Genomic DNA, 12767 nt, shown 5'->3' with positions numbered 1-12767 from the left:
TCGCCTGCTCTAACGATTTATGAGGGCCTAGTTCTTGGGCACCTCCCCGGTCCAGGCCGTTCGGTCGATGTCCAGATCCGGGAAGTCGTCCGGATTGAGTACCGGCCTCGCCACACCATTGCGCAACTGCTTCTGGAAATCCTGCAGCAGGCGCAGGCAGGTCGGCAGCAGCATCATGATGGCGATCAGGTTGACCAGCGCCAGAATGCCCATCATTGGATCAGAGAAGAAGAAGACCGCCGTCGCGCCGGGGGCAACCGCACCCAGGAAGACAATCCCCATGATCACGACACGCAGCACGTTCAGCGCCATCGGATGTTCCGTGATCGTGGTGAGGGCGTTTTCCCCCAGATAGTAGTTGTAGATGATCGAACTGAAGGCGAAGAGCAGGATGATGAAGGTCAGGAAGTACTGCGTCCACTCACCCAGGTGATAGACCAGCGACTGCTGGGTCAGCACGATGCCGTCGATCGCCTCCTCACCCGGCGCATAGACCTCGCCCAGCAGGATGACGAAGGCCGTGCAGGAGCAGATCAGAATCGTGTCGATGAAGACCGAGAAGGACTGCGTAATTCCCTGGCTCACCGGGTGACGGACATCTGCCGTCGCCGCCACGTTCGGGGCGGAGCCGAGACCTGCTTCATTGGAGAACAGGCCGCGCCGCAGACCCTGCGCGATCGCCGCGCCGACCCCACCGCTGACCGCCTCTTCGAAGCCCAGTGCATTGGCCACGATCGACCAGATGACGCCCGGCAGATCGCCGATATTGATCACGATGATCAACAGCGCCATGGCGATATAGGCAAGCGCCATGATCGGAATGACGATATCGGCCACCTTGGCAATGCGCCGAATACCGCCGAAGACGACGAAACCGGCGATGATCGTCAGCAGGCCGCCGGTCCAGTAGCGGTCGATTCCGAGGCTTTCCTCCGCCGCGCCGGCGACGGTGTTGCCCTGGAAGGCGTTGAACCCGATGGCAAAGGCGGCGATCAGGCAGATCGCGTAGAGCATCGCCAGCCATCGATAGTTGGCGCCGAGCCCGTGGATAATGGACCGTGCCGGGCCGCCCCGAAACATGCCGTCCGCCTCGCGCCGCTTGTACAACTGCGCGAGGGAGCATTCGACGAGGCTTGTCGCCATGCCGACCAGCGCGATCACCCACATCCAGAAGACCGCGCCCGGCCCGCCCAATGTGATGGCTACGGCTACGCCGGCGATATTGCCGCCGCCGACGCGCCCGCCGACCGACACCAGCAGCGCCTGACGGGCGGAGATGGCATTCGGATCACCGCTCTGATTCTTTGACGACAACACGCGGAACATGCGGCCGAAGAACCGGAACTGAACGAAGCCGGTCAGACAGGTAATGAAAATACCAAAGACGACCAGGATGGGAATAAGCGACCAACCCCAGGTGAAATCGCCGATGGCCCCGAAGAGCCCTTCGATGAAAGACATACTCCACCTCCAAATCGTTATTATGTTTTGGCGCCGGCCGCCCTTTCGGCTTATCGCCGGCAGGTGGGTAGTAAACTAACAAACCTATCGGTTGTGTCGTGACAAATTTTGTCCGCCCGCCAAAAGGCGAACCATGGTCAGGTTTCGAAATCGAGAAAGCAGAGAATGCGACTTACGGCGCCGGTTTCATCGCGAAACGGCAGTCCCAGACTGCAATAATGGGACCGGTGGCGATATTCCTCGACATGCCAGGTCAATGGAATTCTGGCGAAGTACGGTATGCGATATTCCGTGACGGCGGTCAGGCGCCGAATGCCGTCCACCATGTCGGCCTCATCCAGATAGGTTCCTTTCAGATCGTGGCCAACCGCATTGATGACGGCGGTCCCCCAGAGCCGTATCTGGAACCGCAAAGGATCGCGTTCGACATCGATCAGGTCGGTCCAGGGCAGCGCGGAAACCGGGATTCTCAATGGATCGATCGCCGAAATGTCGGGCAGAAGATTTCCACATTCGCGGACATCGACCCAATACGTCAGAGCATCCGCAAGATGCGCGGCCGGAAATCCGTTTTCCCGCAGATAAACTCGATCTTCTTCGGACTCGACCCAAAGCGGCGAGGCCGGAATCTCGTTGAAAATCATCCGGCCTTAATAGCCCAGTTCGCACAGTGCGAGTATCCCCAAAATTTCCGGCGACTTAGAGGTCCCGGCTGTGGAGCAGCCTTCCCCCCTTGAAGACGGACGCGATATGGCTCTCCGGCTGGGCCAGGCAGGTGATATCACTGGTCGGGTCGCCGTCCACGACGATCAGATCGGCATCGTATCCCTGTCTTACCTGACCAATCCGGTCCGCCATGCCGAACAGCTGACCGGCATTCAGGGTTGCCTGACGGACGAGGTCCGCGGGCTTCACCACCTCGCTGCGAATGGCGAATTCCTCGGACTGGCGTCGGTGCATCTGCCCGAGAAGATCCGAACCGTAGGCGATATGGACACCGCCGCGATAGGCCTTTTCCAAGGCCGTCAGTCCGGCATCGAGCACGTCCCAGGTTTTCTGAACCAGTTCCGCGGCCAGCCCGGCGGCCTCTCCTTCCTCCACCAGCGAGCGATAGATGATCAGGGTCGGAACCAGCGTAGCCCCATGGGCGTTCAGTAGCCTGACGGATTCGTCATCCAGCAGGTTGCCGTGCTCGATGGAGGTGACGCCGGCCCGCACCGCGCGGTTGATGGCACGCGCGGTATAGGCATGCGCCATGACCGGAATCAGCGCGGCCTCTGCTTCACCGACAATGGCCCGCAGTTCGGATTCCGAGAACTGTGTGGAGGTGATCCTGTCCGTCGGCGACGACACGCCCCCCGAGGCCATGATCTTCAAATGCGTTGCGCCGCGACGGATTTCCTCCCGTGCCGCACGCAGGACTTCCGGCACGCCATCGCAGACATGTCCCAGTCCGGCACAGCAGAAACACTGATCCAGGCCCTCCTCGCCCGGTCCACGCAAATCGCCGTGACCGCCCGTCTGCGACAGGGCATGGCCGCAGAACAGCACCCGCGGACCATCGATCAGCCCCTCATCGACAGCCTTGGCCAGGCCCCAATCGGCGCCGCCGGCATCCCGAACAGTCGTAAACCCGCGACTGGCCATGCCGCGCAGAATCTCCGCGGCGCGCGCGGCAACATAGAAGGGAGAGGTCGCTTTCAGTTTTGCAAAATCGGCGGTAAAGGCCGTGACGTGGACATGCGCGTCACACAGGCCGGGCATCAGCGTTCGGCCCCGCAAATCGATGACCTCCGCCCCATCGCGCCGAATGTCGCCCTGCGTGATCTCCGCAATACGTCCGTCGTGCAGCAGGACGGAATGGTCGCCGCTCAGGGTCCCCTCGACAGTGTCGAGAATGTTGGCGTTTTTCAGGACGATATCATGTGAAACGGTCACGGCGGCTCCCCCTCGGCTACAACAGGCTGGCACGACCCCTGGCAGGGTCGCGACGATCTAAACACCTGACAGACGGGTGATCCAGACCTGTGACGGGACCTTCAGGAATCCGGCGGCGCCCCGCCCTGGGCCGTGCGGGCCGCGATGAAGGCGTCGACGCGGTCCGCGGCCTCAGCGCAACCGGGCGGCCCCTCAAAACCGGCGAGGACACTTTGCCAGATATCGGTCGCACGTTCCGTCGCGGTCAGGCCGCCAGCCTCGCTCCAACTGCCGAAATTCGACAGATCCGCCACCAGCGGCGCATAGAAGGCGGTTTGATAGCGCTCCATCGTATGAGCAGTTGCGAAGAAGTGCCCGCCGGGCTGGACATCGGCAATGGCGTCAAAGCCGATTTCGGCGGGGTCTCCACCCGGCGGCACGCAAAGCTCGGCAAAGGTCTGAAGGGATTCGACATCGTTGATGAACTTCTCGTAGCCGAAACTCAATCCACCCTCCAGCCAGCCCGCCGCGTGGACCGTGACGGTCGCATTGGCAAGAACGGCGCCCCAGGCGCTCATGATGGTTTCGTTGGCGGCCTGCGCATCGCAGACATTGGCTGCCGATCCCGCCGCGCCGCGCCAGGGCAGCCCGATATGCCGCGCCAGCTGACCCGTACCCAGCGCCGCCTTGATATGCTCTGGCGTCCCGAATGCGGGCGATCCGGACTTCATGTCGACATTGGATGAGAAGCCGCCATAGGCGACCGGCGCGCCCGGTCGAACGAGCTGTGCCAGCGCAATCCCGGCCAGGGCCTCCGCATGCTGCAGGGTCAAGGCGCCCGACACCGTAATCGGTGCCATCGCCCCGGCCAGACAGAACGGCGTGATGACGGACAGTTGATTATGCCGCGCGAAATCGATGATGCCCTGTGTCATGGGACGATCCAACTGGCGCGGTGAATTGCTGTTGATGATCGTCGTCGCCCAGACGCCGTCTTCGAAGGCAGCCTGGTCCAATCCGCGGGCACGTCGGATCATCTCGAAGCAATCCATGACCTGGGGCGTGCCGCGCGAATAAATGAACATCGGCTTGTCCGACAAGGCCAACTGCGCCCGGGTCATCGCATAGTGCCGCACCGCGACGGGAACATCCTGCGGCTCGACCGACGGGCCCAAGACATGGATCACGTCGAAGCTCTGCTGCAGGATCAGGGTTTCCTCGAAATCCCGCAGCGATCCGGGGCGGCGTCCGCGCAGCCTGTCGGTAGCATGAGGACACCCCGCCCCGGCCATGAACAGCATGGCCCCCAGTTCAAAGACCTGCTGACGTTCCGGATTGCCGGCCCGCAACCGAAAAGACCTAGGCGCGACCGCCAGGGCGTCCGCCACGATATCACGGCCGATGAACACCATCTGGGTTTCGTCGTCGACCCGCGCCCCGGCGGCGCGAAAGACATCGCGGCCTTCCGGCAGAAGAACCTTTATCCCCAGTTCCTCCAGGACACGCAGGGCCGTATCATGCATGGCGGCGACAGCGTCTTCGCTGAAGGCAGTCTGCGGCTGAAAGGGGTGGCGCAGATGAACATAGTCTGGCTTACGCAAGGGAGTGGCGTCCATCCCGCCCCGCCGTCGTCCTCGTCGCCCCGCAGTCTCGCGAATTCTCGCCATCGCGCACGCTCCCGTACCGGTTTCCGCCAGTCTCCCAGCAGGTCCGCCAAAGCCGAAACGAAAATTTTCGATGTCAGAACCGGAAATCCGCGTTGGCCATGATCGGTCCGGGCAAGCCAGGGACACACGACCCGAATTCAGCCCCCCGACAACCGTATGACGGATCAGGAAACCGAAACGGCCTCGAACAGCACCGGTGGGGCTACAAAGGCGTTCTGGGCATCCAGGATCGCCAGTTCCCGGGTTCCTGCCTTTTCCGTTGCATCGAACACGGCATGGATCGACGCCGCTGTCCGTGACAGTGCCTGGGCACAGGACAGGCCATCCAGCAGGTTGGCAAGAAACAGGGCGGCCGTCAGGTCGCCTGCCCCGTTCGGGGATGGGTTCAAATCCAGCTTGGGCGTCGCCACACGCCAGGCGCCGGCATCGGTGACCGCCAGCATCTCGATCATGCCTTCCGGGGTGCCGTCGCGTTCCAGGGATGTCAGCAGCACCGTGGACGGCCCCGTATCCCGCAGCGCATGACAGGCTGTCAGTGCGTCCTGGAGGGTGACGATCTTGCAGCCGGTCAGCAGCTGCATCTCGAAGGCGTTGGGGGTGGCTATGTCCGCCGAGGGAATGGCCCGGTCGCGCATGAACCCCGGGATGTTGTCCCGAACATAGATGCCGGGCTCCTCGTCGCCCATGACAGGATCGCAGCAGAACAAGGCACCGGGATTGTGGCGGCGTACCCGCGCGACCGCATTCAGCACCGCCTCTCCAAGACCCGCATCCCCCAGATATCCGCTCAACACCGCCTGGCATTCGGACAAAAGTCCCAGTCGTTCCAGCCCACCGACGACTTCGCGGATCGTTTCCGGCGAGAAAATCGGACCGGCCGGCGGACCGTAGCCCGCATGCGCCGAAAACATGACCGTGTGAACCGCCCACACGGTACGTCCCATTCGCTGCAGGGGAAACGCAGCCGCGGCATTCCCGACATGACCGAAGGCGACATGGGACTGAATCGATAATATGGCCATGAACAGGAACGCTTTCTGAGTCTTCCGGCGAATGTCGGCGCGGCATCCGTTTCACTTGATCGATGCGATCCAGGCGCACTATCAAGGGACGGACGGCGGCACTCTAGTCATCCCGCGTCCGACAGTACAAGCTGCACCTGCTGCACAAATCCTTCCCGAAAGGCCGCACGTGTCCCGACCCGAAGCTACATTCGTGCCGCCGAAGCCGGACAATATCCGCGGCGCGTTCTACGTCGTTCTCTGTTGCATGCTGCTGGCCGGGACCACCCTGATTGCCCGGTCGCTCGGACCTCAGATTTCCGGCGACGATGCCCTGCATCCGCTTCAGATCGGTTGGGCGCGCTTCTTCTTCGGCGCTTCCGTTGTCGTTCCACTGGCGCTAGCCCGCCATCATTCCTTTCGGCATGCCGCCTACGGCCTGCACGCGGGACGGGTCGCGACGGGATATGGTGGGGTCATCGGCCTGTTCACGGCTGCCGGGTTGATGCCGCTTACGGATGCGACGGCGATCAGCTTCCTGAGCCCCCTGTTCGCCATGGTTTTCGCCGTCCTGTTTCTGAAGGAATGGGTCGGGCTCTGGCGGTGGGGCGCCGCCGGAATCGCCTTCATCGGCGCTTTGGTCCTGACCCGCCCCGGTACCGAGACCTTTCAGCCGGCCGCCCTGATCGCACTCGGCGCCGCGGCCTTCATGGGCGCGGAACTGATCTTCATCAAGGCCTTGAGCGGACGCGAGCCGCCGCTGAAGATCCTGGCCATCAATAACGGCATGGCCGCCCTCGTCGCGACGATACCCGCCATCCTTTTCTGGCGTCATCCGACCGCGGAACAATGGGCGATGTTGGCCCTGTTGGGTGTGATGATGATCTCCGCACAGGCAATGTTCCTGAAGGGCATAGCCCTTGCCGAAGCCAATGTCGCGGCACCGTTCTTCTACACGACGCTGATCTTCGCGACGCTTTATGGCTGGCTGCTGTTCGGCGAAGCACCGGGCACGATCACCGCACTGGGTGCAGGGCTGATCGTACTGGGCGCGCTGATCCTTACCTGGCGAGAGAACCTGGCAAGAAACCGGCAAAAAGAGAATTGAGATTTCCGACAAGCGGAATATATTTCGCCCAATGGAAATTATTTTCAATTCGAGTTGCTGAAGAGGTTCACGATGGTTGCTGACGCCCGCCCCCGCCGTTCGGTTCTCTACATGCCCGGGTCGAACCCGCGCGCCCTGCAGAAAGGCCGCAGCCTGGCGGCAGACGCGCTGATTCTGGATCTGGAAGACGCCGTGGCGCCGGACGCAAAGGCGGAGGCGCGGTCCAACATTGCCGACGCGCTCGGCGAAGGCGGGTACGGCAAACGGGAAATCCTGGTTCGTGTGAATGGACTGGAGACCCCCTGGGGCCGGGACGACCTGTCCGCCCTGGCAGTGGCGGGGGCTGACGGCATATTGCTGCCCAAGGTCGAAAGCGCGGACAGCGTCCGGAAGGCCATCGCCGTTCTGGACGCCGCGGGCGGTCCGTCGGATCTTGCGATCTGGTGCATGATCGAAACGCCGATGGGCGTACTCCACGCGGAGGAAATCGCCGCGGCCTCCCCACGCGTTACAGGTTTCGTCATGGGAACCTCCGATCTGGCGAAGGAACTGCATTGCCTGCATACACCGACGCGCCTGCCCTTCATGACCAGCCTCAACCATACCATCCTGGTGGCCCGCGCCTATGGGCTGGCGGCACTGGACGGTGTCCATCTGGACCTGGCCGATGACGACGGTTTCGCGGAAAGCTGCCGTCAGGGGCTGGAACTGGGCTTTGACGGCAAGACGTTGATCCACCCCAAGACGATCGGCATGGCCAATGACGTGTTTGGCCCCAGCGAGCAGGAAGTCGCGCGCAGCAGGGAAATCATAACGGCGTTCGAAGCCGCACAGGCCGAAGGCCGGGGCGTCGTCGTCCTGGACGGGAAGCTGGTCGAGAACCTGCATGTCGAGAATGCAAAGCGGATTCTGGCCCTGGCGGAACGGATCGAAGAATTGGCGGCGGATCAGAACGCGGCCGCCTAAGTCGCGCCGGTATCGGGAAAATTCGGCCCGGCGCTTCCATACCCATTCGGAACTGGCTAGTCTTGGCGAACCGGACCACCTCCGGCGCCATCCCGGAACCGGTGGGAGATTTTCGATGACGCTATCCGGCCCCGGACCGAGTATCCGGACTGTTCTTACGGCCCTGCTGGTCGCGGTGCTTTGCCTGACGGCAGATCCGCCATCGTCGACGGCGCAAACACCCTATGATCGGGGTTACAACGCCTTCCAGACGGGCGACTATGTGCGCGCGGCCAGAATTTGGTCGCGCCTCGCGGTCGCGGGCAATGCCCAGGCCCAGAACAGTCTGGCCTATCTGTTCAAACGCGGCTGGGGCGTTCATCAGAGTTATCAGGAAGCCGTCTACTGGTACGAACGGGCCGCCGAACAGGGTCGGACGGAAGCGATCTACGATCTGGCCGTCATGTATGATGACGGTCTGGGCGTGCCACGCGATATCAGCCGGGCGCGCGAACTCTACCGCAAGGCCGCGCGCAACGGATTCGCCCCGGCCCATAACAATCTGGGAATCATTCTGGAAAAGGGACGCGGGATCGAAAACGATCGCCGTGCCGCCTATTTCCACTATGCCATCGCCGACAGGATCGGCGGTGCGGACCATGCGGCGACGAACCGGCGAGAGCTGGCTGCGCGGCTCCCCCGGCATGAGGTCGACATCCTGGACCGGATGGTTGCCCGTTCCTCGAACGGGACACTCTATCCCGGCTGGCCCGGCGGCACGTCCTGGACCCGGCCGCAGTCGAAGGCCGCGCCGCCACCGGCGGATTCCCCGATCGCACAACCGACCGCAATCGGCCCGCCGCCCGTGACCGTGGCGGAGATCCGGACGCTGCAGAGGAACCTCGGGCGGCTCGGCTACGATCCCGGGCCCGTCGACGGCATCATGGGCCCTGCGACACGGCGGGCCCTGCGCGCCTATGAAAGCGCCAGGGGCCTGCCGGTTACCGGCAATGCGACGCCCGACCTGCTGGATGCCGTGGCGCAGGACGTCGCCGCCCTCCCCCCGGCCCCCGAGTTTTCACTCACCGTGGCAGAGACCGTCACGGGTAAGACGCCGTTTCTCAAGGTCCAGGGGCAGGTATCGGGGGCCGGAGACACGGTCACGATCGACGGGGAGGCCGTCCCGGTCGGGCAGGATGGCCGCTTCAGTCACGGAGTCTATGTGATCGATGGGGAACGGGTCGTAACCGTCACCGCCCAAGGCGAGGACGGTATCACCCTGTCGAAGACGGTGACGCTTCGCAGAGAGCGGGAAGAGATCGACGACCTTGCCGCCCTGGCCGTGGATCTGATTCCACTGAACCCGATCCGAACGCCGACCCGCACCAATCCGGACGCCGTCGCCCTGATCATCGGAACGGAGACCTATCGATCCCTGCCGGATGCAACCTATGCCGACCGCGATGCCAAGGCGTTTGCCGATTATGCCCAATATGTGCTGGGCGTCCCGCCGACGCGGATCAAGACGCTGGTCGGCGAAGAGGCCGGCTTCGGGTCGATCCGCAAGGCGCTCTCGCTCTGGCTGCCCAGTCTGGTGGAGACCGGAAAGTCCGATGTCTACGTCTTCTTCGCCGGACATGGCCTGACCGATGGCGATGCGACCGGTGCCTACCTGCTTCCCTATGATGGTGATGCCGAGCTGCTGCAGTTTCTGGCGATACAGCGCGGTGACCTGATCGAGGAACTCGCCGCCCTGAATGCCCGGTCCGCGACCGTCGTTCTGGACACCTGTTTTTCCGGCCCCGGGCGCGCCGACGACATGCTGGTCGCCTCCCGCCCGGTCTTCTCCGTCCCCTCGCCGACCGTGCCGGCGGGGGTTGCGGTCCTGTCGGCGGCAAGCGGGCGGCAGACGGCGGGCACCTTGCCTCAGCGACGCCACGGTCTGTTCAGCTATTTCCTGATGCGCGGGCTCGAAGGTGAAGCGAATGCGGACGGCGACGACGTCCTGACCCTGGGTGAACTGTCGGCCTGGGTCTCGGACAAGGTACGCCGTGCCGCCGGGATACTTGGAAGACCGGCCCAGACGCCACATCTGGAAGGTGACGGAAATGCCATATTGGTGCGATACCGTTCCTGAACCAAACGACGGAGAGGACCGACGATGACCGCGAGCCTTGCATCGAAATCCACCGCCGGCCGATTTTTCGAAGATTTCGAAATGGATCAGCAGATCGATCACGCATCGCCGCGCACGATCACCGAAGGCGATGTCGCGCTGTATCATGCGCTGACCGGAAACCGCTTCACCCTGCAGACATCGAACCAGTTCGCGCGCAATGTCGGCTATCACGCCGCCCCGGTGGACGACCTGTTCGTTTTCAATGCGGTATTCGGACTGTCGGTCGCGGATGTCTCGATCAATGCGGTGGCAAATCTGGGCTATGCCGGTTGCGATTTCCTGGCCCAGCTTTATGTCGGCGAGACCATCCGGGCCCGGTCCACCGTGATCGGGTTGCGCGAAACCTCCGACGGCGGGAAAGGCATCGTCTATGTCCGCACCGAAGGTCTGGACCACCGCGACGTGCCGGTATTGCGCTTCGTGCGCTGGGTCATGGTGCCGAAACGCAATCCGAAAGCCAAAGGATCCGGTGTTGACCGGATACCGGATCTGCCCGACGCCGTGCGTCCGATCACGGTGCCGCGCCATCGGCTGAACCGGCATTGGGACGATGTCAGTGCCGGGTCCGTGCACCGCTGGGACGATTATGCCGAGGGCGAGAGGATCGACCATATCGACGGTGTCACCATCGAGGAAGCCGACCACATGACGGCGACACGGCTGTTCCGGAACGCCGCCCGCGTTCATTTCGACGCCCATGCCATGTCCGAGACATCGTTCGGCAAGCGCCTGGTATACGGCGGACATGTCATCGCGACCGCCCGGGCGCTCAGCTACAACGGACTGGCAAATGCCTGCATCGTGTCCGCGATCAATGGCGGGCGCCATGCCGCACCGGTCTTCGGCGGCGACACGATCTATGCCTGGACAGAGGTGATCGAGAAGACCGCCCTGGAGAAACGGGACGACATCGGCGCCCTGCGGCTGCGGACGCGGGCCGTCAAAAACCGAAACTGCAGCGACTTCCCGACGGAGGGTCCCGATATCGCCCTGGACCTCGACTACACCGTCATTCTGCCGCGACGCTGAACGCCAGGTCGATGGTAAGCGGACAGGAAGATGGTGCCTGAATAGGAGTGGCCACGGTTTTCGGTTCCAGGCGACATAACGCGTGTGAACTGACACACACTATTGAAACAGCGACGCAAAGAGCGGAAAGCCCCGTAAAGTTCGCTGAGCCATGCCCATTGTTGCTGGCGGCACGATACGGATCAGTCTGCAACGGAAGCATTATGCTTTTAATGATTATTCCTCCTCTATAATTAGATCGCACGGCTTGCCAATGTAGCCGTCTCCCTCATCGCCTGAATCGCTTACGGACGCATAAGAAATCCGTACCAAGCCGTTCAGCCCGCCCGTGAAACGCCAGACGTCTTGAAACTCTTCTCCTTCGTAACTGTAACCGTTGCCCTGCTTTGTCAGTTCGCCTGTAGCCAACAGGTGGTTCAACTCCTTCTGAGAGAGTAATAGCTCAACATAAACATCATCATCCCCCCACCAAGCCCCTAGCTTAAGAGACATTTTCGCCCCCCCGTAAACTTTGACGCGCGAGTGCCCCTACACTGCATCATAATTCATTCCGAATTATTTCGGCTATCTCGTTACGAAGCTCATCTTTTAGTGCCTGCCAATCTGTCGCCATTACTTTTACGTATCGGTCGCTTCCGGTCGCAAAACCATCAACTTCAAAATCTGTTATGATGTCGGCCTGAGCGCAGCGTTCTAGTACATTGAGAGCGGAGAATTCTTCATGGAATCTTTCTTTTTGCTCTTCAGAAAGGTTCTGCACGCCGCACCAATGAATAATGTCCACGTCTTTACCGTCGGGGTCCGTCAACCCATTCAAAAGACTTCCTGAAAAAAGGAGGTCGCGTTCGTCGACGGCCATGTCGTCTTAATCCTTGCCACTTCACCAACAAACAAGTGCAGGGCGGTATGCACTTCATTTCTGCTGCCCATAAAAACGGGGCGACAGGCGTTTAAGAAGGGTATCTTATCACAAGGGATCAATGTTCTAGTATCAGACAAATCAACTCTCGAACGGTCGTCTTAGAGCGGGTAAGCACAGAGTTGTAAGCTCATGTATAGAAAATTCCTCCAGACGATACCGCTTCTCTCTGGGCCACTCACCACGGTACTCGATAACCGGCGTTATTAGGGTACCTCACAAACCTCTATCGAGCCCGTTGCTGACTACGTCGGCCCATTGGGCTGATCGACCCGGATGTCCGCTGAGCGCCTGGACCCGGGCGGCACTGATCCGAGGCGCTCCGTAGGCATGAAACAACTGTCCAGCGGGTTGCGTCACGGACGTCCTGCGTCATGTCATAACACGGGCGCCGAAAGGATAACCTTCGAACTGGCGGAACAGGTGTTTCCCGTGCCCCCTTTAACGGGGCCCGCTGAAGAGAATACGGTCCGTTTCAGGCATCGGACGAAGGCGGCGGGCCGACCGGACGAACCGCGGACTTGAGCCGCCGCGCCAGACC

11 protein-coding genes are annotated in these 12767 nt (G+C 61.9%); 4 read left to right on the top strand and 7 right to left on the bottom strand.

The features are described from left to right. Nucleotides 1-27: 27 nt before the first annotated feature. The 5 genes from R8L07_15490 to pdxY form a co-directional block, all read right to left on the bottom strand. Complete coding sequence (locus tag R8L07_15490) at nucleotides 28-1461, bottom strand: alanine/glycine:cation symporter family protein (GenBank protein MDW3206940.1); 1434 nt, start codon at nucleotides 1459-1461, stop codon at nucleotides 28-30. Nucleotides 1462-1598: 137 nt separating this feature from the next. Beyond that, on the bottom strand, nucleotides 1599-2105 hold the full coding sequence (locus R8L07_15485; protein ID MDW3206939.1) for a PAS domain-containing protein: 507 nt from the start codon (nucleotides 2103-2105) through the stop codon (nucleotides 1599-1601). Nucleotides 2106-2160: 55 nt separating this feature from the next. After that, the gene (locus R8L07_15480) at nucleotides 2161-3399 is read right to left on the bottom strand and encodes an amidohydrolase family protein (GenBank protein ID MDW3206938.1); all 1239 of its coding nucleotides are present in this window, start codon (nucleotides 3397-3399) and stop codon (nucleotides 2161-2163) included. Between the two features lie 101 nt (nucleotides 3400-3500). Next, nucleotides 3501-5045 carry a trimethylamine methyltransferase family protein gene (locus R8L07_15475; GenBank protein ID MDW3206937.1) on the bottom strand — a complete coding sequence of 515 codons (1545 nt, stop codon included), beginning with the start codon at nucleotides 5043-5045 and terminating at the stop codon, nucleotides 3501-3503. Between the two features lie 164 nt (nucleotides 5046-5209). Next, the gene (pdxY, locus tag R8L07_15470; GenBank protein ID MDW3206936.1) at nucleotides 5210-6067 is read right to left on the bottom strand and encodes a pyridoxal kinase PdxY; all 858 of its coding nucleotides are present in this window, start codon (nucleotides 6065-6067) and stop codon (nucleotides 5210-5212) included. Between the two features lie 169 nt (nucleotides 6068-6236). Between pdxY and R8L07_15465 the strand changes: the two genes are divergently transcribed. The 4 genes from R8L07_15465 to R8L07_15450 all read left to right on the top strand — a co-directional run bounded on the left by R8L07_15465 (nucleotide 6237) and on the right by R8L07_15450 (nucleotide 11307). Continuing rightward, nucleotides 6237-7154 (top strand): DMT family transporter, encoded by a 918-nt coding sequence (locus R8L07_15465; GenBank protein MDW3206935.1) that lies wholly within the window; start codon nucleotides 6237-6239, stop codon nucleotides 7152-7154. Between the two features lie 72 nt (nucleotides 7155-7226). Beyond that, the gene (locus R8L07_15460) at nucleotides 7227-8120 is read left to right on the top strand and encodes a CoA ester lyase (protein MDW3206934.1); all 894 of its coding nucleotides are present in this window, start codon (nucleotides 7227-7229) and stop codon (nucleotides 8118-8120) included. Between the two features lie 115 nt (nucleotides 8121-8235). Next, nucleotides 8236-10236 carry a peptidoglycan-binding protein gene (locus tag R8L07_15455; protein MDW3206933.1) on the top strand — a complete coding sequence of 667 codons (2001 nt, stop codon included), beginning with the start codon at nucleotides 8236-8238 and terminating at the stop codon, nucleotides 10234-10236. 24 nt (nucleotides 10237-10260) lie between these two features. After that, nucleotides 10261-11307: a MaoC family dehydratase gene (locus R8L07_15450; protein ID MDW3206932.1), complete on the top strand. Its 1047-nt coding sequence runs from the start codon at nucleotides 10261-10263 to the stop codon at nucleotides 11305-11307. A 216-nt stretch (nucleotides 11308-11523) separates the two neighbouring features. On the opposite strand, the gene R8L07_15445 is transcribed toward R8L07_15450, so the two are convergent. Next, complete coding sequence (locus R8L07_15445; protein ID MDW3206931.1) at nucleotides 11524-11799, bottom strand: hypothetical protein; 276 nt, start codon at nucleotides 11797-11799, stop codon at nucleotides 11524-11526. A gap of 46 nt (nucleotides 11800-11845) precedes the next feature. After that, nucleotides 11846-12166 carry a hypothetical protein gene (locus tag R8L07_15440; protein ID MDW3206930.1) on the bottom strand — a complete coding sequence of 107 codons (321 nt, stop codon included), beginning with the start codon at nucleotides 12164-12166 and terminating at the stop codon, nucleotides 11846-11848. Between the last annotated feature and the right edge of the window lie 601 nt (nucleotides 12167-12767).

It is taken from the genome of Alphaproteobacteria bacterium (assembly GCA_033344895.1).
Classification (GTDB): domain Bacteria; phylum Pseudomonadota; class Alphaproteobacteria; order UBA8366; family Aestuariispiraceae; genus Pacificispira.
The sequence above is the reverse complement of the archived record's forward strand: the minus strand, read 5'-3'. Positions and strand labels throughout refer to the sequence as shown.

What these genes read in the sequence shown, in the direction of transcription:
- R8L07_15455 (MDW3206933.1), top strand. Translation starts at nt 8,236, where the DNA reads ATGACGCTATCCGGCCCCGGACCGAGTATCCGGACTGTTCTTACGGCC.
- R8L07_15440 (MDW3206930.1), bottom strand. Translation starts at nt 12,166, where the DNA reads ATGGCCGTCGACGAACGCGACCTCCTTTTTTCAGGAAGTCTTTTGAAT.
- R8L07_15485 (MDW3206939.1), bottom strand. Translation starts at nt 2,105, where the DNA reads ATGATTTTCAACGAGATTCCGGCCTCGCCGCTTTGGGTCGAGTCCGAA.
- R8L07_15450 (MDW3206932.1), top strand. Translation starts at nt 10,261, where the DNA reads ATGACCGCGAGCCTTGCATCGAAATCCACCGCCGGCCGATTTTTCGAA.
- pdxY (MDW3206936.1), bottom strand. Translation starts at nt 6,067, where the DNA reads ATGGCCATATTATCGATTCAGTCCCATGTCGCCTTCGGTCATGTCGGG.
- R8L07_15490 (MDW3206940.1), bottom strand. Translation starts at nt 1,461, where the DNA reads ATGTCTTTCATCGAAGGGCTCTTCGGGGCCATCGGCGATTTCACCTGG.
- R8L07_15475 (MDW3206937.1), bottom strand. Translation starts at nt 5,045, where the DNA reads ATGGCGAGAATTCGCGAGACTGCGGGGCGACGAGGACGACGGCGGGGC.
- R8L07_15460 (MDW3206934.1), top strand. Translation starts at nt 7,227, where the DNA reads ATGGTTGCTGACGCCCGCCCCCGCCGTTCGGTTCTCTACATGCCCGGG.
- R8L07_15445 (MDW3206931.1), bottom strand. Translation starts at nt 11,799, where the DNA reads ATGTCTCTTAAGCTAGGGGCTTGGTGGGGGGATGATGATGTTTATGTT.